Origin of the sequence: Bradyrhizobium sp. SZCCHNRI20481, from assembly GCF_032485055.1 — a bacterium.
Lineage (GTDB): Bacteria > Pseudomonadota > Alphaproteobacteria > Rhizobiales > Xanthobacteraceae > Bradyrhizobium.
In genome coordinates, this window is the sequence record NZ_JAUEUE010000003.1 from 20,575 (window position 1) to 44,576 (window position 24,002).

Below are 24,002 nucleotides of genomic sequence, written 5' to 3' on the forward strand. Positions count from 1 at the left end.
GATGTCGACGAGAGTGCGCCACGAACTGGCGGCCTGGATCGGCTCCGTCGCCGAAACCATCGTCGCCGCGATCGGCCGGCTCAATATCAGGCCGGGGATTCGGCTGATCGAGACCGAACGGAACGTCTTCATCATGCGGATGGTCGCGCGGCCTCGGCGACCGGTCCCGCCGGATTGTCGCGTTCGTCTGCCGGACGGCCACGAGGCCTTTCCCGCACTTCCCGAGAGCTGGAAGACAGTCCTGCGCGGCAGCCGGATCGAAGTGGTGCTGAGATCGGACCGCTTCCTGTGGCGGCCGCTGTATCTGCCCAAGCGGGCCGTCGAGTTTCTCGATGCCATGATACGCTCGCAGCTCGATCGGCTGACGCCGTGGTCGGCCGAAGAGGCCGTGTTCGGCAGGACTGCGCCAGTAGAGATATCGGGCGAGCGCATCCGGACCATGGTGATCGCAGCACCAAGAGCGAAGCTGGATCCGCTCATTCGCCTTGCCGAGTCCTGGCGTGCCGGATCGATCGTCCTGTTTGCTGCGCCCGAGACGGCGCCGACGCCGCGTGACGACCGGCTCATTGCGTTCAGCGAAACGAGGCTGACCGAGCAGCGCTTGGAGGGAGCGCTCGACGTCGGCCGTATCAGTCGCGTCCTCACCGCGCTCCTGATGGTCGCCGCCCTCGCGGCGGCGCTGTCGTTCGCGACAACGAGCCTGCTGGGAGGACATCTGGACGAGCAGCAACGCCAGCTCGCGCAGAAGATCTCGGATCGGCGCGCGGCGCTGCGCCTCGATCTGCAAGGGGCCGACAGTGCCGCGCTGCGTGGCCTGATGCGACGCAAGCAGGAGACTCCCGCAGCGGTCGTGCTGCTGGAGGCGCTGTCCCGGATCCTACCGGACAACACCTACGTGACCGAGTTGCGGATCGAGAAGGACAGGATGCAAATCGTCGGCATGACCCAGGACGCGCCGGCGCTGGTCAAATTGATCGAGCAGTCGGCGCACTTCACGCGTGCGACCTTCTTCGCGCCGACCACGCGTTCGGCTGAGGATCCCGGAGAACGGTTCCATATCGAAGCTGGCATCAAGCCCCATTTTGGACTTGGCACATGAGCGTCGCAAAGCTCGTCACGGATAATTCCGCATCGCCCTCGATCGCCGCGGTCGCCTATGCGGGACTGCTGATCGTGCTGATCTCGGTCACGGTGCTGTCGATCAAGAGCATGATCGATCAGCGCAGCGAAGTGACCTCGCTCGCCGATACACTCCACCTGCTGGACGCCCACAGCATGGCGGCCGCGCGTCAGGACAGCAACGGCGATGCCGGCATGACGGGATCGGCCTTTCTCGAAGGACCGACCGTGACCGTAGCAGGAGCAGCGCTGCTGCAGCGCCTCGGCGACGTGGTGACGCGTCATGGCGGCAGCGTGTCGTCGTCGCAGCTCGATGTGCAGGGCCCCCGTGCCAAGGACGGTCATATCAGCGGGAGCGCGAACTTCGAGGCCGGTCAGTCCGACCTGCAGCCGATCCTCTACGATCTGGAGGCCGGCATGCCCTGTCTGTTCGTCGACGAGCTGGTCGTCGAGGGGCACGCCCCCGCGGCGGCATCCAGCGGAAAACTGCGCGTGCTGATCACGGTCTCTGGACAGTGGCAGGGCCCGCAATGAGCAGTCTCGCCAAGCTTTGCATGATCGGCTGTTGCAGCGTTCTGGCGGTGGGGTCGGCGTTCGGCATCGCTCATTCGACCGGCCTGGACGTCTCGGAAGCGGTCTCCGCCGAACAGCCGAGCGGATCGGCGCAAGCCTCGTCCATCGCGCAGCGACCGCCGTCGCGCACCGGCAACCCATTGTGGGGCATTCCGCTCGAGCAGCTGTCGGCAACGCGCGAACGCCCGCTGTTCTCGCCGTCTCGCCGCCCTCCGCCGACCGATGTCCCGCCGCCGGCCGTCGTGGCCGCTCCGGTGGTGCAGGAGCCGTCCGTTCCGGAACGGCCGCAGCTCGCGCTCGTCGGCACCGTCGTGAACGGGGACCGCGGCCTTGCCGTCTTCGTCGACCCGGGCAGCAAGACCGCGTTGCGGATCAGAACCGGTGCGGACTATCAGGGCTGGACGCTGCGTCTCGTAGAGGCGAGATCCGTCACGCTGCAAAGGGGCGAGGACGTTACCGTTCTCACGCTCGCGCCGGCGCCGGGCCAGCCGGCGAACACGGTCGGCGAGAGCCTTGCGCAGATGCCATCGACGCCCACGGCGCCTCCGCTGGCTCAAGCGGGGCCGCCCTATCTGTCGCCCGAGTCCAGGCTGCTTCGGATGCACCAGCGCCAGCGCTCGGGGCGCCGTCAATTGTAAGCAGCGATCCGACCGGGAACGGGGCGCGTCGATGGGCGCCTGCAGTCCGCGCCGGCACGCTCTCGATCACGGCCGTTTCGGCCTGTGCCCGACGGCGCTCAGCGCTTGCACAATCCGCTCGTCAGAACCCATCCCTTGTCCGTGAGAGCGGCGGAGACGATGTCGAAATACAGGCGCTTGTCGGGGTCGTCCTCCGACACGAACGAGACCTGGCACAGGAAACGGCCGCCCTCGTCGCCCTTGTCGCAGGTCGCCTCGACGATCTTGAGGCCCTTGTCGTGGCGGACTCCGGACGACGGCGCCTCCTGCTCATAGGCCTTCTGGATGATCTCGGTGGTCGGTGCTCCACAGGCCATGCCGGTCACGTTGCAGGCCCATGCGAGAACAACAGCAAGCAGCATCGTTCGGTCTCCTCGGAGCGGGGCACTCACAAACATGTCCGGCAGCGTTCGCGTCCGACACGATCTCATGAGCTTCATGGCGAGCTAGGGGAGCTGGTTGTCGTTTTTGTGTCGCTGCTGTCCGCCACGCGCACAACGCAGCCGGCTGGATGTGTAGTTAGATCGATTCTTAAACGCCGGTCGGCAATTCTCACAAAGCGAAAGAAAACGTCACAAAGGAGCCACCCGACGTAGCGACGAAGGCAGAGGGGGACGATGCGGCAGATCGGCTGATGAGTTCGGACTGCTCATTCGAATTCCGCATCCCGGGGACGGTGATCGTTCCTACCGGTGTATCTCGAGCCAGATGGGGATCAGGCATGTTAGTTGGGCGTGTGCGCAAGCCAACTCTGCGATTACTGACATCGGCGGCCGCGATGTTGGCCGGTTTGACCGTTGCGGGTCCTGCGGCGCAGGCCCATGATCTGGCCGAGCCGACGGTGTTCAGGAGCTGGCACGGCGTGCTCGATCTGCTGATGATCGCACGCCCCAAGCCGATCTCGACGATCACCTATGCGCCCCCTGGGGGCTCGCCGATGAACCCGACCGGCTGGGTCTACGAGATCTGTCGGCGGCCCGCCTCAGGCGACAAATGTCCGGCCGGCGCCGCGGTGGCGGACTACGGTGGCGTGCGACTTGCCCTGCAGAAGGGGGATACGCTGAAGATCAGGCTGGTGAACCAGCTGCCGCAGCTCGACCCGGCCAAGGTGAATCACAACACCGATCCCGGTCAGGCCAATTTGTTTCGCAACCCGACCAACCTTCATACCCATGGGCTGATCGTCGAGCCGCGCGCGCCGACGCTGACCGACCAGACCTTCGGGGACTACGTCTTCGTCCAGATCTTCAATTCGGCCAACGGCATGCCGGTGCCGCAGACCACCCACCAGCACGGCTCCAACAAGATGGACTCCGCGGATTTCCGCATCGAGATTCCGCGCAACCACCCGTCGGGCCAGTTCTGGTTTCACCCGCACATCCATGGCATTTCGCTCAACCAGGTCTCGCAGGGGCTGGCCGGCATCATCTCGGTCGGCGAGGTCTCGGACTACGCGCATGGCGATGCCAGGCATTCGCCGTTTCCGGACGCGAGCGTGCGCCATCTGATCCTGAAGGATCTTCAGGTCGCGCCCGGCGGCCCGGTGCAGTTCGACGGCGGTCCGGTGGACGTCCAGCCGGGCGAGGTGATCAACCAGCAGGATCCGGGCTTCTGCGCCCAGTTTCCGGCAGACAGCTCCGAAGTGCGTGAAGGGTCGTGCCCGGGCGTCGATCTGTCGGCCGATGGCGGCTCCAACTTCTCCGGCGGCAAATGGTTCTTCACGGTCAACGGCCAGACGTTCCCGAAGATCAAGGTCACCGATCCCGATGGCGAGATCTGGCGGCTCACCAATGCGTCCGGCAGCCTGTCCTACAATCTTCAGCTGACCGATGACGAGACGCAGAAGCCGATGGTCATGCAGCTGATCTCGGTCGACGGCGTGAGCGTGAACCTGCCGCAGGATACGACGATGGACACCATGGTTCGTCTCGGCGGCGCCCGCTTCAGGGTCGTTCCCTGTCCGCCGTCGCCGACGTCGGGCTTCCATTCGAAGCCGGTCTGCGTCACCCAGATGGTCATGATGCCGAGCTCGCGCACCGAAGTGTTCGTCACCTATCGCGATCCCGCGACGGGTGCGATCGCCAGCCTCGGGCGGTCTGCCTCCGCGACCTTCAAGATGGCCGGACTGACGATGGGCAGCGGCGATCAGTGGCCGGCGGTCGATCTCGCCAAGGTGCACTTCCACCAGCGCGGTTGGCGCAACCACATCGCCTACGCCATGGACATCAGGGGCGACGCCTTGGCGACCATGCAGCCATCAGGCATCCTCGATGCCAAGGTGCCGTATGCGAACGCTGCGCCGCTGCGTGCCGGCTGCCGTCCGCTGCCGGCGGGACATCGCCGCCGGATCTTCTTCGGCATCGCCGACCTGACCGACGACGGCACCTTCGGTCTCGGCTATGAGGAGGTCGATCAGAACGGCAACCCGGTGCCCGGCACCCAGCTTCCGGTGAGCCAGTTCGACCCGTCGCAGAACATCGTCTGCCTACCGCTCGCGCCGGGACAGCGCCCCGTCCACGAGACCTGGGAGCTGGTGCAGCTGTCGACGGAAAATCACAACTTCCACATTCACCAGACGCGCTTCCGGACCGTCAACAGCAAGGCGGGGGAGAACACGCCACTATCAGTATCGCTGAACAGGAGCATCGGCGGGGGCATGCTGCAGGACAACGTCCCGCTCGGCGTCGCGACTCCGAACGTCCCGGAAGTAATGGAATCCCAGAGCGGGGTCTGCAGCATCGAGCAGTGGCGGAACGGGCAGTGCACGTCGAAGCCCGTGGTGGTTGATATCCCGTTCTCACAGGTCGGCGAGTTCGTCTATCACTGCCATATTCTCGAACATGAGGACGGAGGCATGATGGCGAAGATCAAGGTCGTGCCCTCGCCCTATGGCGGCAATCCATGGGAGGCAATGAACCAGATGCCGTGGTAGTTGCGGCAGCGGTCTTCTGCCATGTCGTTCACGAGGTCGGCGCCACATCTGCGGCGCCGACCTTCGTTTGTGCGCAGCGATGCTCTTGCGCGGCTGCCTTACCGCCGCGAAGGACGATCGCCTGCCAAACGCGACGCGCTTTCCAGGTCTGGTTCGAAGAAGGAATTGCGCATTTTGAATCGGTCTAAACGGCTGCAAACGTCTTTGCATGACTTTGAAATGTCAGGCTCGCGTGCCGCAAGCTGCACGAGCGCGGTCCCCGCGACGTGGCGATCTGCAGCAACATTGTTATTCCTCAGCCGCTCCGGCAAATCGCCAACATCGACGTGGCAATTCGCCGCAATCGAAACACTACTCTCTCGACTGACATTCGGAGCCATTTGCAGCGCGCTTGGTTGCGAACGTCGCAAGGACGGAGGCAGACCCGCGAACGGGTAGGGCTGTTGCCGAGGCAAAGTGTGATCGATCGCTCGGGTTCATTGTCGCACTGAACTGGATGGTTCGGAGCGTCGCTGCTGCCGTTTAGACGGCTTCGCAGGAGAGGTTGACAGCGATTGATGCCCTGAGAAGACGAAAATGCGTTCGGCGAGGGAGGGCGTACCATGGAAACAAAGTTGAGGTGGACGAGATGAGCGATTGGTTGAAATGGACGGCGCCCGCAGTGGCCGTCATGTCGATCGCCGCACCGGCCCATGCCATTCAGTACATGAGCGTCGAAGAGGCGCAGAAGGCCGCTTTTCCGGGAGCCAGCTTTTCCGAAGTCCAGCCGGGCAGGGTATGGAAGGCGAGCAATGGCGGCTACTTCTATTACGATCACGTCGTCGGCAAGCACCTCCTGATTGACTACACGGTTGCCGTCGGACCCGACGGGCGGGTGCGTCGCGTCGACATTCTGAACTATCGCGAATCCTATGGCGGCGAGGTGCACGATGCCAGCTGGCTCGGTCAGTTCGTCGGCAAGAGCAGTCAGAACGAGCTTCGCATCAACTCCGACATTCGCAACATCTCGGGCGCCACGCTGTCCTCGACCCACTTGACCGAGGGCGTTAAGAAGGTGCTGTCGTATCATGCCAGCCACTTCCGCTAGCCTTCGACGAGCACGGGCTCTGCTCGGGACATTCGTCGAGATCGACGTCACGGATGCACACCGCTGCGATGCGGAGAATGCCGTTGAAGCTGCGTTTTCCGCGGTGACCGACGTGCATCGGCTGATGAGTTTCCACGATCCCGACAGCGACGTGTCGCGGCTGAACCGCGCGGCATCGAGCGGCGTCGTGAAGGTGCATTCCTGGACCTACGCCGTGCTGAAGATGGCGCTCGATGTGACCCATCACTCCGACGGCGCCTTCGACGTTGCCGTCGCCGGCGCGGGAAGGCCGTCTGTGGGCTCGACGGCGCAAGCGGATGTCCCGCAGTCGACTGCGATCGAGTTGCTCGCCGACGACCGCGTCCGTTTCCGCGATTCCGCCGTCAAGATCGATCTCGGCGGCATCGCCAAGGGGTTCGCCGTGGACCGCGCGATCGCGGCGTTGCAGAGCCGCGGCGTGCGCTCCGCAATGGTCAATGCAGGTGGGGACCTCGCCGCCTTCGGGCCCGATGCTCGCATCGTCCACATTCGCGACCCGCGTTTCCCAGACAGGCTTTTGTGCCAGGTCGAAGTAAGCAATGGGGCGCTCGCGTCGTCGGCGCGCCGCTTCGACCCGTTTCGATCGATGGAAACAATGGATACAGCGGTCGTCACGCCTTCGACCCGGCTGCCCACAGGGGTGGCCCACGGCGCCACCGTGAGCGCGCCAACCTGCATGGTTGCCGACGCCCTCACCAAGGTCGTGATGGTGGCTGGCCAACAGGCTGCGGCGCCACTGGCGCGCTTCCAGGCGAGCGCGATGTTGATTGCGGCGAACGGCGCCATTCATACGACACCGGACTGGCAAGGAGTTCACCAGCATGCGGCTTAAAGGCTTGTTTCGGTTCGCCCTCTACGGAATTCTCGGACTCTTGTTCGCCAGCGGGGCGCTGTGGATCTATGCCGATCAGATGAAGACCCGCACGGAGCTGGACAGCGAGATGTGGCAGCAGGCCGCCGCATTCCTGCTGAGCATGCATGGCGGAACTGCAATGGTGACGCTGATGCTGCTTGGGGCGCTCGGTCCCGTGCACGTCCAGCGCGCGTGGCGTGCCGGGAAGAATCGAGCGACCGGTATCGTCAGCCTCGCGATGTATGGTCTGCTGATCGCGACGGCGTTCGGGCTCTACTACGTCGGATCCGAAGCGCTTCGGCCCTGGATCAGCACGGTCCACATTGCGTTCGGGCTCGGCGTTCCGGCTGTCATCACCGCCCACATCATCGTCGGCCGCTCGAGCGTTGTCGCCACGGCTCAGTCCGTGCGGCCACAACGTGCGACCTCTCCGACCCTGGTTCCTGCCGACGCGCCTGCCGATGCCGATCTGGTCAACGTCATGAGCAAGGTAGGTTGACCGCATCCGGCGTTGGGCCGAGCAGGTCTCCATCCCGGCAACGACTTCCTTGCTCGCAGTTGGCCAGTCGCCGCATGGAGGAATTCTCCGAGCCGGCGGCCGCTGCGCCATATCGCCCGTTTCTTGCTGATCGGGTTGTACACTGGTACGCGCGCTGGGGCCATCGCGTCGGCTTCGTCGATCTCGATCGGGGGATCTTCTATCGCCTCGCGGAGGGCAAGCGAGCGACTAACAAGCGGCAGCCTCCAGTACCGATACCAGGACGGCTTTTGGCGCACATGCGGCGCTGGACGCGGCGCGGCGCAGTGCGTTCGCACTTCGTCGAATGGAACGGCCAGCCGGTGAAATCCGTCAAAACTGGATTTGCGACCGCGGTGCGGCTGTCAGGGCTGTCGCTGAGGGAGGGGAATATCTCGCCGCACACGCTGCGCCACACGGCAGCGACGTGGCTCATGCAGAGGCGCGCCGACCCCTGGCAGGCCTCAGGTTTTCTCGGAATGTCGGTCAAGGTACTGCTCGACATATATGGCCATCATCATCCGGATTACATGCGCGAGGCCGCGGCCGCGATTACGTCAAAGGACCGCAAGCAGAACGTATCGGTGGTCGAAACAGTGGTTGACCTGGAGAGGCACTTGGCCCGCAAGCCGTAGACTATTGACTTTGCGAGTGGGCCCGGCAGGACTCGAACCTGCAACCAGACCGTTATGAGCGGTCGGCTCTAACCATTGAGCTACAGGCCCCGCGGCGCGGAGGTCTTGCTGGCGGCGGGCAGGAGCGGGCCTGTCCGGCGCGGCGTGGGAACCCCAACGACGGTTCGGGCTCCGTTTACAGCCTGGCCAGCCATCCGGCAATGCCGCTACCGGATCGTTTTGGCGCGCCGCCGTCGCCGCCGGCCCGGTCTCGGCCCGCCGCGACGCTAGTCCACCGAAACCCCGGCGAATTCCACCACCTTGCGCCACTTCTCGGTCTCGTCGACGACCAGCTTGCCGAACTCCGCCGGCGTCATCGCGCGCGGGATGCCGCCGGTTTCGGTGAGCCGTGCCACCAGCTTGGGGTCCTTCAGCGCCTCGCCGACCGCCTTGTTGAGAATCTCGACGATCTCAGGCGGCGTGCCCTTGGGCGCCGAGATGCCGTAGAAGCCAACCGATTCGTAGCCCGGCACGGTCTCGGCGATCGCCGGGACGTCCGGCACCGTCGGCCAGCGCTGCGGCGAGGTGACGCCGAGCGCGCGCACGCTGCCGCCGCGCGCCTGCTCCAGCGCCGTCGGCAGATTGTCGAAGATCAACTGCACCTTGTTGGAGATGATGTCCGGGAACGCCAGCGCCGAGCCGCGATAGGGCACGTGCAGCATGTCGCATTTGGTCATCGTCTTGAACAGCTCGGCCGCCATGTGCACCGAGGTGCCATTGCCCGAGGAGGCGAAGGCGATCTTGCCGGGGTTGGCCTTGCAATAGTCAATGAACTCCTTGACGGTCTTGGCCGGCACGTCGTTGCTCACCACCAGCATGTTGGTGAGCTGCATGATGCTGGCGACCGGCACGGTGTCGCGGATGAAGTCGTAAGGCAGCTTCTTGTAGAGCGAGGTGCTGATCGCGTTGTTGGGCGCGACGAACAGCAGCGTGTAGCCATCCGGCGGCGCGTTGATCGCGGCGGCTGCGGCGATGTTGCCGCCCGAGCCGGTGCGGTTCTCGACCACCACCTGCTGGCCGAGCCGATCGGACAGCCACTGCGCCATGATGCGCGCGACGATGTCGACCGGCCCGCCCGGTGCAAAGCCGATCAGCCAGCGGATCGGACGGTCGGGGTAGGCCGCCGCGGCCGGTTGTATCGCCAGGCATGCCGTGACCACCAGGCCGGCCAGGAACGTGCGCGCCCACTTCATCTCGTCCTCCCGAAGTTCTTGTCGTCGTCTTTGGCGACATGCTTCCATAGATCTGCACGCTTGCATACAAGCTTGTGTCGGACGCGCAGGCAGGGAAAGGCAGGCTCATGACGTCGTTGCGAATGCTCGGCCTTGCCGTTGCGCTGGTGTCCAGCGCCGCCGCAGCGCAGCAGGGAGGGAACGCCATCAGCAAGCTCACGATCAGTCTCGGGACCGCGACGCCAGGCGGCGGCTTTCCGCTCTATGGCGATGCCTTCGCCAAGGCCCTGAATGACGCCGATGCCGGGCTTGCGATCGTCACGCGCAACACCAAGGGCAGCAACGAGAACATTCCGCTGCTGGAGCAGGGTGAGCTCGATCTCGGCCTCGTCGCCGGCGAGCCGGCCTACCAGGCCTTCATGGGCATCGACCGCCCCAAGACGCGGCTCAAGATCCTGACCGCGATCTTTTCCAGCCCGGGCCTGTTCGTGGTGCGCGCCGACAGTCCTTATCGCAGCATCCGCGATCTCGTCGGCCAGACGGTGGTGTTCGGCGCCAAGGGCTCGGGCCTGCCGATCATGTCGCGCTACATGCTCGACGGGCTCGGCCTGCAGCAGGACCAGGACTTCAAGGCGATCTATCTCGTGCTGGCGACGGCCCGGCCATGGTGCAGGACGGGCGCGCCGCGGCGCTGTGGGGCGCCGGCATCGGCTGGCCCGGCTTCGCGGCGATGGCCAAGGCGCCGGGCGGTGCCCGCTTCATCGCGCCGTCCGCCGAGGAGATCGCGCAGGTCAGGGCGAAGCACGGTTTCCTCAAGGCCCTGACGGTGCCTGCCGGCAGCTATGCCGGGCAGGACGCGGCGATCGATTCGATCGGGTCATGGAGCTTCGTGCTGGTGCGCGAGACCTTGCCCGACGACGTTGCCTACCGGCTGGCGAAGACGCTGCATGGCGCGGAAGCCGCGCTGTGCAGGACGCTGGCGCAGGCCTGCGAGACCACGGCCGCCAACACCGTTGCGGCAGCGCCCGATCTCGCACTGATCCATCCAGGCGTGATGCGATATTTGAAAGAGATTGGCGTTGCCAAGTGAACCGCTGTCGTCCCGTCGAACGCCGGCGTTCGCCGGGACGATGCCTTCATCGTTGCGGCGCCCTCACTTCTTGATCAAGGGGCACGCTGGATCTGGCGGGCCGAACGCGTCATCGCCTTTGATGGTCGCGAGGATTTTGTAGTAGTCCCACGGATATTTGCTCTCCTCCGGCGATTTCACCTGCGCCAGCACGAGATCGTGCACCATGAGATTGTCGGCGCGCAGCTTGCCGTTGCGGGCGAAGAAGTCCTCGACCGGCGTGTCCCGCATCTTCGCGGCGACCGCGAGCGGATCGTCGCTGCCCGCCGCCTTGATGGCGTTGAGATAGTGCATGACTGCGGAATAGACGCCGGCCTGCCACATCGTCGGCATCCGGTTCATCTTGGCGAAATAGCGCTTCGACCATTCCCGCGTCTTGTCGTCCATGTCCCAGTAGAACGAGGTGGTGAGCAAGAGCCCCTGCGCCGCCGGCAGGCCGAGCGAATGGATGTCGGTGACCAGCGCGAGCAAAGCCGCCATCTGCTGTCCGCCCTTGAGCAGGCCGAACTCGGATGCGGTCTTGATCTCGTTCATGTTGTTGGGCGGGCCGGCGGCGATGCCGATGATCTTGGCCTTGGAAGCCTGCGCCTGCAGGATGAAGGACGACAGATCCGGCGTCGCGAATGGCGGCCGCACCGCGCCCACGACCTTGCCGCCATTGGCGGTGACGACGCTCGACGCGTCGCGCTCCAGCGAATGGCCGAAGGCGTAGTCGTCGGTGATGAAGAACCAGCTGTCGCCGCCGCGCTTGACGACCTCCTTCGCCGTGCCGGTGGCGAGTGCGCGGGTGTCGAACACCCATTGCATCGCGTAGGGCGAGCAGAACTTGCCGTGGAAATCGGCGGAACCGGTCGACTGGGTGATGAACAGCTTCTTCTTCTCGGTGGCGATGGTCTGCACCGCGAGGCCCACCGCGGAGACGGGCACGTCGACGATGAGATCGACCTGCTCGGTGTCGTACCAGCGGCGCGCGATCGCCGCGCCGATGTCGGGCTTGAGCTGATGATCGCCGACGATGACGCTGATCGGCTTGTCCAGCACCTTGCCGCCGAAATCATCGACCGCCATCTGCGCCGCGGTGACGGACCCTTGTCCGGTCGGCGTCGAGGCCGGGCCGTTCATGTCGCTGAGCACGCCGATCTTGACGACGTTGTCGGAGATCTCGGCCTGCGCGGCGGTCGTGACCAGCAGCGCGGCTGCGGCCCACGCCGCCCGCTTCAAGCAGCTGAGTTGCAATCAGTCCTCCACCGATACAGGCATGATGCCGTTGTTTGTTCCGGCTCTGCCGGCCGGTCCGCCTATCTGCAATCAATCCAGGGCGGCCGTCAATCGTGCCGGACGGCGGAGCGGTGGAGCGATCCTGTGCGCTGCAATGCCGCAAGCAGCGAGGTCGTCGCTCACGCGCGCAGGCTCCTCGGCCGTTCAGGCCTTGGCGGTCTTTTGCTCCTCGTGCGCAGCCTCCCACACCTCGCGTGCGGCGTCGGCGTTCATCAGCGCGATGCCGACGCCCACGATCAGGTCGGGCCAGATCGAGGGCCACACAAAGGCGGTCACGAGACCGACCGCGATGATCGCGATGTTGGCGAAGGCGTCGTTGCGTGCGGACAGGAAGGCGGCGCGGGTCAGGCTGCCCCGGTGGTCCCTGACCCGCGCCAGGATCAGCGCGCAGCCGAGATTGACGATCAGCGCGCCGAGGCCGGTCACGGTGAGCGGCAGCGGCGCGGGCACGATCGGCGTGAAGAACTTCTCCCCGGCGGTCCACAGTCCGGCGATCGCCGGCGCCAGCAGGATCAGCGCCAGCACCTTGCCGAGCAGCGCCCGCCGCGGCGGGCTCCAGCGCAGCGCCAGCGCAATCAGGATGTTGACCGAGGCATCTTCCAGAAAGTCGACGCTGTCGGCGAACAGCGACACCGAGCCGATCGCCAACGCCACGGCGAACTCGATACCGAAATATCCGAGATTGAGCACAGCAACGGCGAGCACGGCGCGGCGGACCATGGTTGTCGCGTCCATCAGGAGTCCTCAATCCTCGAGAGCTGCGAGCCGCTCCGCCTCGGCGAGGTCGAGCGCGGTATTGGCATTGAAGAACGGATCCAGCGGAACCGACGGCCAGCTCACGGTCGCGACCTTGTAGCGCGCCGTGAAGCGGGTGACCTTCCGGATGTCCTCCGCGACCAGGGCGTGGCGGAGGTCCTCGCGCAGCCCGACCGGCCACAGCCCGATCACTGGGTGGATCTGTCCGCCGGACGCCGCCAACGCCAGTTCGGCCTGCTCCGCCGCCCGCGCTGTCGCCAGCCGTGCGACCAGATCACGCGGCAGGAATGGACAGTCGCCGGCGGCGCTCAGCATCCACCGTGCCTCCGGCATGTGCGCCGCAACCCAGTCGAGGCCGGCGAGAATGCCGGCGAGCGGGCCCGGAAAGCCGACGACACCATCCGGCACGACTGTCAGGCCGTTGCCTGCGAAGCGCGCGGGGTCGCCATTGGCATTGAGGATCAGCCGGCTGCACTGCGGCGCCAGCCGCGCGATCACGCGCTCCAGGATGGTGCGGCCGTCGACCATGCGCAACGGCTTGTCGCCGCCGCCCATCCGCTGCGCGCGACCGCCGGCGAGCAGCACGCCGGGGATCGAAGTCGAGGTCATGGCTGTCATCGCGGGTTCGTTACCACGACTGCTGCCAGGGCGTCAGCGTTGGGCGCGCACGATCCACCATTTGAGTCTGCGGGGCGGCCGCACGCACCGGCATGCCCCTCGCTTACGGGCCTTGCCTGGTCCGCGGGGCTGCTGGCATGACAGCGCGAAGCGTGGACATGGCGTTCCACCCGGCCTTCGGGCCATCGATCGATTCCGCGCTCCTGGCTGTGCGAAAGCGCCGGGGCTTTTCTGGAGACCGCGATGAAAGTCATCGGCCTCGCCGGCTGGAGCGGCGCCGGCAAGACCACGCTGCTGACGCGGCTGATTCCTCATCTCAAGGGGCAGGGACTGCGCGTCTCGGTGATCAAGCATGCCCATCACAAGTTCGACGTCGACGTTCCCGGCAAGGATTCGTGGCGGCATCGCGAGGCTGGCGCCGAGGAGGTCCTCGTCGCGTCGGGCACGCGCTGGGCGCTGATGCACGAGCTGCGCGGCGCAAGGGAGCCGGCACTCGCGGAGCTTCTGGCGAAGTTGTCTCCCGTCGATCTGGTCGTCATCGAAGGCTACAAGGCCGGGCCGCATCGCCGCATCGAGGTGCATCGCACAGCCAACGGCAAGCCGCTGCTGTTTCCCGATGATCCAGGCATCGTCGGGCTCGCCAGCGATGGCGATGTCGAGACCGCGCTGCCGCGCGTTCATCTCGACGATATCCCGGCGATCGCGGCGCTCGTCCACCATCTGGCGATGCCGCTGGCGGACGTTCTGGCGTTGTGCGACAAACTTGGTGTTCCGTGATGGAACTCGCGCGAGTTCGCAACGCCAGTGTTCCTCTGGCATCCCAGGAACCCAGTTCAGGGTTCCCGTGATGGTGCGGCCCGGTTGACGTGCCGGAACCGCTTGGCCATGGTCGCGCACATGATGATGACGAGGCTGGATCTGACGGGCCTGAAGTGCCCACTGCCGGTGCTGAAGACCCGGAAGGCGTTACGGACGCTCAAGGCGGGAGAGCGGCTCGAAGTGTGCTGTACCGACCCGCTTGCGGTGATCGACATCCCGAATCTGGTACGGGAGACCGGAGATCGGGTGGAGAGCGTCGATCGCACCGAGCGCGGCATTCTGTTTCGGATCGAGAAGGCGGCGGGACCGGCCGGATGACCCGTGCGGCGGTGAACATCCTCTGCTGCAGGTTGCTCGAACTACGTAGTTCGTGCGTGCGATCTCGACGCATCGATGTGTCAAGGGATCGTGCTGCTTCCTATCGTCGCAGCGGCGTCAACCCGAGCTCACAACAATGCCGCGTTCTCAGTCCAGGCTTGCGCCGCTGTTGCCAGGCAAGGACAAGTTGCTTCGTCTTCACGTTTCCGCGAGCGCGCGCATGCGGCCTTAAGCCGTGTCCCGTCGCTGATCGCCCGGACATCTCATTAGTTGATTCCATCAGGAATGGTCGTGACGCGTCCGGAAAGTAATCGAGAGCAATGTGGCTACAGCCGTGAGTGGCGGTCGCGTTGGTTGCACGTGAATTTGTGTGTTTGTTAGCAACACATTCCCGCTGCAGTGCGATCAATCCACGAAGATCGACCGATTATTACCATTTTACTATCGACAATTTGCCTCAGTTCTGCACCAATTGAGACGCTTCCGCGGAGGTTGCGGGAGACGAGTCATGCCCGCTGGGGAGCGGGCCAGGCAGAACAGCGGCACAAAGATGGTGAGGGCATAACGTCTCGGGTGGGGTGTTATGCGCATCGAGCCAATGATGAGCGTTTGTGCGTTGCGGGACTGCTCTGGTACGCGATAGCGGGCGGGGTGAGTGGGCGTATTGATTCTGATCAAGGGGACAGAACATGACGTTGTTGCGTTGGACGGGAGTCCGTAGGGGAGGAATGCATGGCTACCATTGAAAGCGCGGGCACGCTCCCGGGCTCGCAGGCGGGGATCTTCGATCGTGAGCACACGGTCGCCAAGGCGGGGTTCAACCGCTGGCTGGTTCCTCCGGCTGCGCTGTGCATCCATCTGTGCATCGGCATGGCGTATGGCTTCTCGGTGTTCTGGCTGCCGCTGTCGCGCGCGATCGGCGTGACCAAGACTCAGGCCTGCCCGGACATGACCCTGGTGCAGGAGCTGTTCACGACGACCTGCGACTGGAAGGTCGCAAGCCTTGGCTGGATGTACACCCTGTTCTTCGTACTGCTGGGTGGCTCCGCGGCGGTCTGGGGTGGCTGGCTCGAGCGGGCCGGACCGCGCAAGGCGGGTGCCGTTGCGGCCTGCTGCTGGGGTGGCGGCCTGCTGATCGCAGCGCTTGGCATCTATGTGCACCAGCTCTGGATGATGTGGGTCGGCGCCGGCGTCATCGGCGGCATCGGCCTCGGCCTCGGCTACATCTCGCCGGTGTCGACCCTGGTGAAATGGTTCCCGGACCGGCGCGGCATGGCGACCGGCATGGCCATCATGGGCTTCGGCGGCGGCGCGATGATCGGTGCTCCGCTCGCCAACCTGCTGATGAACTACTTCAAGACCCCGACCTCGGTGGGTGTCTGGGAAACTTTCGTCACGATGGGCGTGATCTACTTCGTCTTCATGATGATCGGTGCCTTTGCCTATCGCGTCGCTCCGGTCGGCTGGCAGCCCGAAGGCTGGACGCCGCCTGCGGTCAAGAAGGCAATGATCTCGGAGCACCATGTGCATCTCGACAACGCGCACAAGACTCCGCAGTTCTGGCTGGTCTGGTGGGTGCTCTGCTTGAACGTGTCGGCAGGCATCGGCGTGATCGGCATGGCCTCGCCGATGCTGCAGGAGATCTTCGCCGGCAAGCTGATCGGTCTGCCCGACGTCAGCTTCAACCAGCTCGACGCCGGCCAGAAGGCCGCGATCGCGGGCATCGCGGCAGGCTTTGCCGGCCTGTTGTCGTTGTTCAACATCGGCGGCCGCTTCTTCTGGGCGTCGCTTTCGGATCACATCGGCCGCAAGAACACCTATTACTGCTTCTTCCTGATCGGCATCGTGCTCTATGCGCTGGCGCCGACCTTCGCAGCGATGGGGTCCAAGCTGCTCTTCGTGGGGGCCTTCGCCATCATCCTCTCGATGTATGGCGGCGGCTTCGCGACCGTACCTGCCTATCTGGCCGACCTGTTCGGCACCCAGTTCGTCGGTGCCATCCACGGCCGGCTGCTGACCGCGTGGGCGACGGCCGGCATCATCGGTCCGGTGGTCGTCAACTACATCCGCGAGTTCCAGCTCGCCGCCGGCGTGCCGCGCGACCAGCTGTACAACACGACGATGTATATCCTCTGCGCCATGCTGCTCGCCGGCCTGATCTGCAACTTCCTGATCAAGCCCGTCGATGACAAGTGGAACATGAGCGCGGACGAAGTCGCGAAGTACCAGGCGGAGCTCGCCAAGAACGAGTCGGCGATCCAGCACGGGTCGTTCGGCATCGGCAAGGGCGGCCTCGACGTCAAGGCCGCCCTGTTCTGGGCCTTCGTCGGCGTGCCGCTGGCCTGGGGCGTCTGGAAGACGTTGGAAAGCGCGGTCAAGATCTTCTGACCGATCGACGATGATACAAACGGGGCGGCCGGATCGGCCGCCCCTTTTTTTGCGCGGTGCTGCGCGGCCGCTAGGTGGAAGCTCGCTTACCGCGAAAGCGCCGAACCTCCTTGCACTTATTGATTTCCTATACGAGACGAATTCGGCCTCTCTCGCATTCCTACGCTGCTGGGCTCCATCTTCCGCCTTGCCGGCCGGATCTGGCGCCGGCCCGACGGAGAATGGACATGAGCGCGGTTGACCTGTTTCGCGAAGCCCGCGGCGCTATCGGCCTGAGAGCCATCCGGCGGCCGCATCCAATCAAGACGCTGCGCGGCATCTTCAGGACCATTCATGCCGCGATCGCCGCGGCCAAGCTGCGGCGCTTGCGCAACGAGCTGCTCTGTCGGCGCAGTTCCGTGGCGTCTCCGTCGCCGCCGGGTGATGCGAGAGTCCGGCCGCGGTCGCCGCAGATTGTTGACGACAAAGGGAGCTTCTGAACGATCGGTCCTCGCGGCACCGCGCGGTGGGCCCTCTCAACACCGGACCTCCTGCCTCCGTGACGCGGCTGCGGTGTGAGCGCTGAGCAGCGTCATGGCCTGCATGACGGCTGCCATCGTGGGAGAGTCCAAAGCTGTCAATGGCAGACGAACGCCGGCGGCGATGAGCCCCTGGAGACTGAGCGCGTATTTGACTGCGGCCGGCGTATCGCGGCTGAATGCCTCGATCAGCGGCAGCAACTGATGATGCAGCCGTCGCGCCGCGCGCCAGCGGGCGCGCTGACAATAGGCGAAAAGCGCGCCGCAGAGCTGCGGTGCGACGTTGGCCACCAGCGAGATGTTGCCGTCGCCTCCGGCGGCTGCGAACGGCACCGCCGTCGCATCGTCGCCTGACAGCAGGCGGAAGCCGACCGGAAGCCGCGATCGCAGATGTACGGTCCGTGCGATATCGCCGGTGCCGTCACGCAGGCCGACGAATTGCGCCCACCGCGCAAGGCGCACCAGTGTATCGTCGGGCAGTGCGCGTCCCGTGCGCGACGGGCAATCGTGCAGAATGACCGGCAGCGCCGTCGCGTCGCCGACGGCGCGGAAATGCGCGTAGATTCCCTCTGCCGTAGGTCGGTTGTAGTAAGGGACCACCGACATGATCGCGTCCGCGCCGGCGGCTGCCGCCTGGCGGGTGTTCTGCACGGCCTGGAGCGTCGCGTTGGATCCTGCTCCGGCGATGACGTGGACCCGATTGGCGGCCGCCGTCACTGCCGTGCGAATGACCTGTTCGCGCTCTGCCGCGGTGAGCGTAGATGCTTCGCCTGCGGTCTCGCAGACCAGGATCGCGCTGGCGCCCGCTTCGATCTGCCGCTCGCACAGTCTGGCGAGCGCCGGGCGGTCGAGCGCACCATTGGCATCGAACGGGGTTGGAATGTCCGCGATGGTGCCGGCGAGCCAGCGTGCGGCCGATCCAGGCTGCATCCTGAGCGCATCGCTCATGCGACCGGTCGCCTTCCGCTCGCGAACAGCAGACCGATCGGAGCAAGCCGGCCATCGGCATCGAGCTCGATCGTGCGCGCGAGCTCGACGATGGTTTCCGGGTGGTGGCCGTTCTCGAACAGCGCATATTTCATCGCCTCGGCACGGCTCACGAACAGGCCGCCATAGAGCCCATTCTGCTCCTGGGCGACCCACTGGCCACGGCCGTTCTTGCCGATGAAGACGAGCGCGGGGGCCGGCATGCTGCACGATGGGGGTTCGAGACTTTTCACGGGTGTGATCCTTGCTGTGGTGTGAGCAGGCCGGTCGGAACGATCGGCGCTCATGGTCGGCAATATCGAAGGCGAGGGGTAGGAATTCGAGATGGCGCCGCGTGCGATCGCATAAGAGCGGTGTAAGGGCGCTTAGTTTCCGGACGGCTGGATCAGCGCCATCACCGCGCAATAGAGCGCGGTGTAGCCGATCATCTCGTCCCAATGGTTCAGGCTCGCGGCGAACACGCGCTCCCGACGCAGCATCGCGAGCACGGCACACAGGATCGTCGTCATCCAGAGCAGGGCAGCGAGGCTGCGACCGAAGCCGATGCTGCCGAACGCGGCGAACAGGATGAGGACCAACATTCGTAGCAGAAATCGAAGCAGCACCCTGGCGGCCGGAAGCTCCGTGGCCTTGTCAGCGGAAAGCAACATCGCGGCAATGACGGCGGCTCAGAAATTGTCGCAGCAGAGCAGGTCGGCGACCGCCGGCTCCGTCGTGATGCCGCGCCTTGCGTCAGGCTGCGAGACGCTCGGCTCGAGACGGCGGGCTTCGGCCGCGGCGTGGAGAATGGCGAGGGCGAGATCGCTGTGGCGGGCTTCAGCGCAACGATCGAGCCAGTCCGGCAATTCGCGCTGTTGCGACAATGCGCAGTGCCATTCGCCGTCATCATAGGCGATGCGGCGGAGCTGCCATCGCGGCAGTTGCAGCGCGATCAGCTCGAGCGCGGCATCGATCCGCGCCTCGACCTCCAGGAATCGTGCGATCCGCAGCCGGCGCCGCCCGCGCGCCGACAAGGGTGAGACTCCCTCGTCGTCGTCAAGCAAAGCCGCCAGCATCGCCGTGGTGGTCTGCGCGATCTGTGCCGGCTCCGGCACATCCGGTCGTGTCGTCAAGGCAGCCATGCTGGCCTCCCGTCGTCAGTGAGCGTTGGCCCGGTGGGCCCTGACCGGCAATGTGGCCGACGGCGCCGTAGGAATGCGAGAAGGGCGGGGGCTGAGAGAAATAAGCGGCGCATAAAGACGCCTCCGCCGTGCGGCCGCTCATATGCGGACGAGGCCCGCAGCCGCGCGATTTTGCCCGGGGAATGCCGCGGTCCTTATGAGATTCCTATAACTCAGCCGGTGGTGCCGTCTCGAAAACCTACGAGGCCCGATGCCATCTGTCCGCCATGGAACGGACCGTGGCTGCACCGGCGCTCGCGGCCGCTCCACGCATTGCGCGTCTTTCGCGCGCATGAGGAGCACACCATGCTTGACATCCTGATGCTGGCGCTGGCCGCCGGCTTCTTCGCCTTGGCGATCGGCTATACCTACGCCTGCGAGCGACTCTAGGAGACGCGCCATGATCTTCGACTATTCGCTCGCCGGCGTCGTGTCGCTCGGCCTTCTGATCTATCTCACCTACGCGCTGTTGCGGCCCGAGCGGTTCTGACCGCCGGCTCTCGCACCTTCAAGGACACATCCCATGACTGTGATCGGCTGGATCCAGATCCTGCTCTACTGCGCCGTCATCGTCGCGCTCGCCAAGCCGCTCGGCTGGTACATGACGCGCGTCTTCAATGGCGAGCGCACCTTCCTGTCGCCGGTGCTGCGGCCCGTGGAGTCCGCGATCTACTGGGCCGGCGGCGTCGACGAGCGGCGCGAGCAGCATTGGCTCACCTACACGGTCGCGATGCTGCTGTTCCACGTCGGCGGCTTCCTGATCATCTACGGCGTGATGCGCTTGCAGGCCGTGCTGCCGTTCAATCCGGCCGGGCAGTCGGCGGTAGCCGAAGATCTGTCGTTCAACACCGCGATCAGCTTCCTCACCAATACCAATTGGCAGAACTACGGCGGTGAGAGCACGGTCTCCTATCTCGTGCAGATGCTCGGCCTCACGCACCAGAACTTCCTGTCGGCCGCAACCGGCATCGTGCTGGCGATGGCGCTGATCCGCGGCTTTTCACGCGCCTCGGCGCGGACCGTCGGCAATTTCTGGGTCGATGTCGTCAGATGCACGCTCTATGTGCTGCTGCCGCTCTGCATCGTCTACACGCTGTTCCTGGTCTGGCAGGGCATCCCGCAGACGCTCGGGCCCTATATCGAGGCGACCACGCTGGAAGGGGCGAAGCAGACCATCGCGGTCGGCCCGGTGGCCTCGCAGGTCGCGATCAAGATGCTCGGCACCAATGGCGGCGGCTTCTTCAATGCCAACGCCGCGCATCCGTTCGAGAACCCGACCGCGCTGTCGAACTTCATCCAGATGCTCTCGATCTTCGCGCTCGGCGCCGCGCTCACCAACGTGTTCGGCCGCATGGTCGGCAATCAGCGCCAGGGCTGGGCGATCCTCGCCGTGATGGGCGTCCTGTTCATCGCCGGCGTCGCTATCACCTACTGGGCCGAGGCCAACGGTACGACCACGTTGAACGCGCTGGGACTGACCGGCGGCAACATGGAAGGCAAGGAGGTCCGCTTCGGCATCGTCGCCTCGTCGCTGTTCGCCGTGATCACCACGGCGGCGTCCTGCGGCGCCGTCAACGCCATGCATGATAGCTTCACCGCGCTCGGCGGCATGATCCCGCTCATCAACATGCAGCTCGGCGAGATCATCGTCGGTGGCGTCGGCGCCGGGCTCTACGGCATGCTGCTGTTCGTCGTGCTCGCGATCTTCGTCGCCGGCCTGATGGTCGGCCGCACGCCGGAATATGTCGGCAAGAAGATCGAGGCGCGCGAGGTCAAGATGGCGATGCTGGCGATCCTGGTGCTGCCGCTGATGTATCTCGGCTGGACCGCGGTTGCGGTGGTGCTGCCACAGGCCGTCGCCTCGATGGCCAATGCCGGTCCGCATGGCTTCACCGAGGTGCTCTATGCCTTCACCTCGGCGACCGCCAACAACGGCTCTGCGTTCGGTGGCCTCACCGGCAACACCTTCTTCTACAATTTGACGCTCGCCTCCTCGATGTTCGTCGGCCGCTTCTTCATGATCGTCCCGGCGATGGCGATCGCCGGCTCGCTCGCCGCGAAGAAGTCGATCCCGCCCTCGGCGGGCACGTTGCCGACCACCGGCGGGCTGTTCGTCGGTCTCGTCGTCGGCGTCATCCTGATCATCGGCGGCCTCACCTTCTTCCCCGCTCTCGCCCTTGGTCCAATCGTCGAGCATCTCGCGATGACCGCCGGCACCGTGTTCTGATCCCGGAGCAACCTCCATGGAAACCATGAAACTGCAGAAGCGCTCGTCGATGTCGACGATGCTCGACCCGAAGATCGTGCTGCCGGCCATCAAGGCCGCCGTCGTCAAGCTCGATCCGCGGCTGATGATCAGGAACCCCGTGATGTTCGTGGTCGAGGTCGTCGCCGCGCTCACCACGGTGATCTTCCTGCGCGACGTCGTCACCGGCGGAGCGAACCTCGGCTTCACCTTCCAGATCATTCTCTGGCTGTGGTTCACCGTGCTGTTCGCCAACTTCGCCGAGGCAGTCGCCGAAGGTCGCGGCAAGGCGCAGGCGGATTCGCTGCGCAAGACCCGCACCGAGAGCCAGGCCAAGCTGCTGACGGGCTCAAGCCCGACGGACCGCACCTACAAGCTCGTGTCGGGCACCAGCCTGAAGGTCGGCGACATCGTGCTGGTCGAGGCAGGCGACACGATCCCCTCCGATGGCGAGGTGATCGAAGGCGTCGCCTCCGTCAACGAGGCCGCCATCACCGGCGAGTCCGCTCCCGTCATCCGCGAATCCGGCGGCGACCGCTCGGCGGTGACCGGCGGCACCCAGGTCCTGTCGGACTGGATCCGCGTCAAGATCACGGCCGCACAAGGCTCGACCTTCATCGACCGCATGATCAAGCTGGTCGAGGGCGCGGAGCGGCAGAAGACGCCGAACGAGATCGCGCTCAACATCCTGCTCGCCGGCCTCACCATCATCTTCGTGTTCGCGACCGTGACGATCCCGAGCTACGCGGCCTATGCCGGCGGCTCGATCTCGGTGGTGGTGCTGGTGGCGCTGTTCGTGACCCTGATCCCGACCACGATCGGCGCGCTGCTGTCGGCGATCGGCATCGCCGGCATGGACCGCCTGGTGCGCTTCAACGTGCTGGCGATGTCCGGCCGCGCGGTCGAGGCCGCCGGCGACGTCGATACGCTCCTGCTCGACAAGACCGGCACCATCACGCTCGGCAATCGCCAGGCGACTGCGTTCCGTCCCGTCAGGGGCGTCAGCGAGCAGGAGCTCGCCGACGCGGCGCAGCTCGCCTCGCTCGCCGACGAGACACCGGAGGGCCGCTCGATCGTGGTGCTCGCGAAGGAGAAGTACGGCATCCGCGGCCGCGACATGGCCGAGCTCGGCGCCACCTTCGTGCCGTTCACGGCGCAGACCCGCATGAGCGGCGTCGATGCCGGCGGCTCCTCGGTGCGCAAGGGCGCGGTCGACGCCATCCTCAACTCCATCGGCGGCGGCCCGACCCAGCCCGTCTCCGGCAATACGGTGCGCGCGGTCCAGCCGGTCGAGAGCGAGCTTGTCCGCGAGATCCGTGCAATCTCCGACGACATCGCCAAATCCGGCGGCACGCCGCTCGCGGTCGCCAGGGACGGGCGCCTGCTCGGCGTCGTCCAGCTCAAGGACATCGTCAAGGGCGGCATCCGCGAGCGTTTCGCCGAGCTGCGCCGGATGGGCATCCGCACCATCATGATCACCGGCGACAACCCGATGACCGCGGCGGCGATCGCCGCCGAAGCCGGCGTCGACGATTTCCTGGCGCAGGCCACGCCCGAGGACAAGCTCAGGCTGATCCGCGACGAGCAGGCCAAGGGCAAGCTGGTGGCGATGTGCGGCGACGGCACCAATGACGCGCCGGCGCTGGCGCAGGCCGATGTCGGCGTCGCCATGAACACCGGCACGCAAGCCGCGCGCGAGGCCGGCAACATGGTCGACCTCGACTCCAATCCGACCAAGCTGATCGAGGTGGTGGAGATCGGCAAGCAGCTGCTGATGACGCGCGGCGCGCTGACGACATTCTCGATCGCCAACGACGTCGCCAAATATTTCGCGATCATCCCGGCAATGTTCCTGGCGTTCTACCCGCAGCTCAACGTGCTGAACGTCATGAACCTGGCGAGCCCGCAGAGCGCGATCCTGTCGGCGATCATCTTCAACGCGCTCGTCATCATCGCGCTGATCCCGCTGGCGCTGAAGGGCGTCGCCTACCGCGCCATCGGCGCCGGCGCGCTGCTCGGCCGTAACCTGATGATCTACGGCTTAGGCGGCATCATCATCCCCTTCATCGGCATCAAGGCGATCGACCTGATCGTGACCGCCTTGCATTTGGCTTGACCACTTACCGGCGTCATTGCGAGCGAA

General features: G+C 65.4%; 23 protein-coding genes, 1 tRNA gene and 2 pseudogenes. 16 read left to right on the plus strand and 10 right to left on the minus strand.

Annotation, left to right across the window (positions count from 1 at the left end; translation table 11 throughout):
• The first annotated feature begins 1 nt into the window (after window position 1).
• From QX132_RS04805 to QX132_RS04815, 3 genes are read left to right on the plus strand one after another with little or no spacing between them, the layout of a single operon-like run.
• Window positions 2-1,099 carry a PilN domain-containing protein gene (locus QX132_RS04805; RefSeq protein ID WP_316160261.1) on the plus strand — a complete coding sequence of 366 codons (1,098 nt, stop codon included), beginning with the start codon at window positions 2-4 and terminating at the stop codon, window positions 1,097-1,099.
• The gene (gspM, locus tag QX132_RS04810; protein ID WP_315738695.1) at window positions 1,096-1,653 is read left to right on the plus strand and encodes a type II secretion system protein GspM; all 558 of its coding nucleotides are present in this window, start codon (window positions 1,096-1,098) and stop codon (window positions 1,651-1,653) included. The genes QX132_RS04805 and gspM overlap by 4 nt, the downstream gene beginning before the upstream one ends.
• Window positions 1,650-2,330, plus strand: a complete 681-nt coding sequence (locus QX132_RS04815; protein WP_316160262.1) for a hypothetical protein — start codon at window positions 1,650-1,652, stop codon at window positions 2,328-2,330. Before gspM ends, QX132_RS04815 begins: the two co-directional genes overlap by 4 nt.
• 98 nt (window positions 2,331-2,428) lie before the next feature.
• Here QX132_RS04815 and QX132_RS04820 read toward each other — a convergent pair whose 3' ends face one another.
• Window positions 2,429-2,731, minus strand: a complete 303-nt coding sequence (locus QX132_RS04820) for a hypothetical protein (RefSeq protein ID WP_315738692.1) — start codon at window positions 2,729-2,731, stop codon at window positions 2,429-2,431.
• 575 nt (window positions 2,732-3,306) lie between these two features.
• Between QX132_RS04820 and QX132_RS04825 the strand changes: the two genes are divergently transcribed.
• The 5 genes and pseudogenes from QX132_RS04825 to QX132_RS04845 all read left to right on the plus strand — a co-directional run.
• On the plus strand, window positions 3,307-5,301 hold the full coding sequence (locus tag QX132_RS04825; RefSeq protein WP_316160504.1) for a multicopper oxidase domain-containing protein: 1,995 nt from the start codon (window positions 3,307-3,309) through the stop codon (window positions 5,299-5,301).
• A gap of 628 nt (window positions 5,302-5,929) precedes the next feature.
• Window positions 5,930-6,388, plus strand: a complete 459-nt coding sequence (locus tag QX132_RS04830; RefSeq protein WP_315715594.1) for an FMN-binding protein — start codon at window positions 5,930-5,932, stop codon at window positions 6,386-6,388.
• Window positions 6,369-7,259 carry an FAD:protein FMN transferase gene (locus QX132_RS04835; protein ID WP_315775887.1) on the plus strand — a complete coding sequence of 297 codons (891 nt, stop codon included), beginning with the start codon at window positions 6,369-6,371 and terminating at the stop codon, window positions 7,257-7,259. The genes QX132_RS04830 and QX132_RS04835 overlap by 20 nt, the downstream gene beginning before the upstream one ends.
• Entirely contained in the window at window positions 7,249-7,779 is a 531-nt protein-coding gene (locus QX132_RS04840) for a hypothetical protein (RefSeq protein WP_315775888.1), read from the plus strand. Before QX132_RS04835 ends, QX132_RS04840 begins: the two co-directional genes overlap by 11 nt.
• Before the next feature lie 93 nt (window positions 7,780-7,872).
• Window positions 7,873-8,432: pseudogene (locus tag QX132_RS04845) on the plus strand (tyrosine-type recombinase/integrase); the annotation flags it as partial.
• 17 nt (window positions 8,433-8,449) lie between these two features.
• Here the strand turns inward: QX132_RS04845 and QX132_RS04850 are convergent.
• Both QX132_RS04850 and QX132_RS04855 read right to left on the minus strand, forming a co-directional pair.
• Window positions 8,450-8,522 (minus strand) — tRNA-Ile (locus tag QX132_RS04850).
• A 176-nt stretch (window positions 8,523-8,698) separates the two neighbouring features.
• A complete protein-coding gene (locus QX132_RS04855) occupies window positions 8,699-9,664 on the minus strand; it encodes a tripartite tricarboxylate transporter substrate binding protein (RefSeq protein ID WP_316160263.1) in 966 nt (321 codons plus the stop codon).
• 122 nt (window positions 9,665-9,786) lie between these two features.
• Here QX132_RS04855 and QX132_RS04860 point away from each other — a divergent pair.
• A pseudogene (locus QX132_RS04860) lies at window positions 9,787-10,733 on the plus strand (TAXI family TRAP transporter solute-binding subunit).
• 63 nt (window positions 10,734-10,796) lie between these two features.
• On the opposite strand, the gene QX132_RS04865 reads toward QX132_RS04860, so the two are convergent.
• The 3 genes from QX132_RS04865 to mobA all read right to left on the minus strand — a co-directional run bounded on the left by QX132_RS04865 (window position 10,797) and on the right by mobA (window position 13,424).
• Window positions 10,797-12,008 carry an ABC transporter substrate-binding protein gene (locus QX132_RS04865; RefSeq protein ID WP_315738686.1) on the minus strand — a complete coding sequence of 404 codons (1,212 nt, stop codon included), beginning with the start codon at window positions 12,006-12,008 and terminating at the stop codon, window positions 10,797-10,799.
• 186 nt (window positions 12,009-12,194) lie between these two features.
• The gene (locus tag QX132_RS04870; protein WP_315775891.1) at window positions 12,195-12,785 is read right to left on the minus strand and encodes a cation transporter; all 591 of its coding nucleotides are present in this window, start codon (window positions 12,783-12,785) and stop codon (window positions 12,195-12,197) included.
• 9 nt (window positions 12,786-12,794) lie between these two features.
• The gene (mobA, locus tag QX132_RS04875; RefSeq protein ID WP_315813773.1) at window positions 12,795-13,424 is read right to left on the minus strand and encodes a molybdenum cofactor guanylyltransferase MobA; all 630 of its coding nucleotides are present in this window, start codon (window positions 13,422-13,424) and stop codon (window positions 12,795-12,797) included.
• 243 nt (window positions 13,425-13,667) lie between these two features.
• On the opposite strand from mobA, the gene mobB reads away from it, so the two are divergent.
• The 4 genes from mobB (at window position 13,668) to QX132_RS04895 (ending at window position 17,428) form a co-directional block, all read left to right on the plus strand.
• On the plus strand, window positions 13,668-14,201 hold the full coding sequence (mobB, locus tag QX132_RS04880; protein WP_315738683.1) for a molybdopterin-guanine dinucleotide biosynthesis protein B: 534 nt from the start codon (window positions 13,668-13,670) through the stop codon (window positions 14,199-14,201).
• Between the two features lie 120 nt (window positions 14,202-14,321).
• Complete coding sequence (locus tag QX132_RS04885) at window positions 14,322-14,561, plus strand: sulfurtransferase TusA family protein (RefSeq protein ID WP_315738740.1); 240 nt, start codon at window positions 14,322-14,324, stop codon at window positions 14,559-14,561.
• A 732-nt stretch (window positions 14,562-15,293) separates the two neighbouring features.
• Window positions 15,294-16,949, plus strand: a complete 1,656-nt coding sequence (locus QX132_RS04890) for an OFA family MFS transporter (RefSeq protein WP_315771955.1) — start codon at window positions 15,294-15,296, stop codon at window positions 16,947-16,949.
• Between the two features lie 221 nt (window positions 16,950-17,170).
• Complete coding sequence (locus tag QX132_RS04895; RefSeq protein WP_315775895.1) at window positions 17,171-17,428, plus strand: hypothetical protein; 258 nt, start codon at window positions 17,171-17,173, stop codon at window positions 17,426-17,428.
• A gap of 36 nt (window positions 17,429-17,464) precedes the next feature.
• Here the strand turns inward: QX132_RS04895 and dapA are convergent, their stop codons facing one another.
• The 4 genes from dapA to QX132_RS04915 form a co-directional block, all read right to left on the minus strand.
• Window positions 17,465-18,415, minus strand: a complete 951-nt coding sequence (dapA, locus tag QX132_RS04900) for a 4-hydroxy-tetrahydrodipicolinate synthase (RefSeq protein WP_315775896.1) — start codon at window positions 18,413-18,415, stop codon at window positions 17,465-17,467.
• Window positions 18,412-18,687, minus strand: a complete 276-nt coding sequence (locus QX132_RS04905) for a hypothetical protein (RefSeq protein ID WP_315775897.1) — start codon at window positions 18,685-18,687, stop codon at window positions 18,412-18,414. Before QX132_RS04905 ends, dapA begins: the two co-directional genes overlap by 4 nt.
• A gap of 132 nt (window positions 18,688-18,819) precedes the next feature.
• A complete protein-coding gene (locus QX132_RS04910) occupies window positions 18,820-19,104 on the minus strand; it encodes a hypothetical protein (protein WP_315782057.1) in 285 nt (94 codons plus the stop codon).
• Between the two features lie 18 nt (window positions 19,105-19,122).
• Window positions 19,123-19,575: a hypothetical protein gene (locus tag QX132_RS04915; RefSeq protein WP_315738677.1), complete on the minus strand. Its 453-nt coding sequence runs from the start codon at window positions 19,573-19,575 to the stop codon at window positions 19,123-19,125.
• A gap of 439 nt (window positions 19,576-20,014) precedes the next feature.
• Here QX132_RS04915 and QX132_RS04920 point away from each other — a divergent pair, with 439 nt between their 5' ends.
• The 3 genes from QX132_RS04920 to kdpB are packed head-to-tail and all read left to right on the plus strand — an operon-like array spanning window position 20,015 to window position 23,975.
• On the plus strand, window positions 20,015-20,104 hold the full coding sequence (locus QX132_RS04920; protein WP_012046201.1) for a K(+)-transporting ATPase subunit F: 90 nt from the start codon (window positions 20,015-20,017) through the stop codon (window positions 20,102-20,104).
• 33 nt (window positions 20,105-20,137) lie between these two features.
• The gene (gene kdpA, locus QX132_RS04925) at window positions 20,138-21,841 is read left to right on the plus strand and encodes a potassium-transporting ATPase subunit KdpA (RefSeq protein ID WP_316160266.1); all 1,704 of its coding nucleotides are present in this window, start codon (window positions 20,138-20,140) and stop codon (window positions 21,839-21,841) included.
• A 16-nt stretch (window positions 21,842-21,857) separates the two neighbouring features.
• Window positions 21,858-23,975, plus strand: coding sequence for a potassium-transporting ATPase subunit KdpB (gene kdpB / locus QX132_RS04930; protein ID WP_316160268.1), 2,118 nt, complete (start codon window positions 21,858-21,860; stop codon window positions 23,973-23,975).
• The last annotated feature ends 27 nt before the right edge of the window (window positions 23,976-24,002 follow it).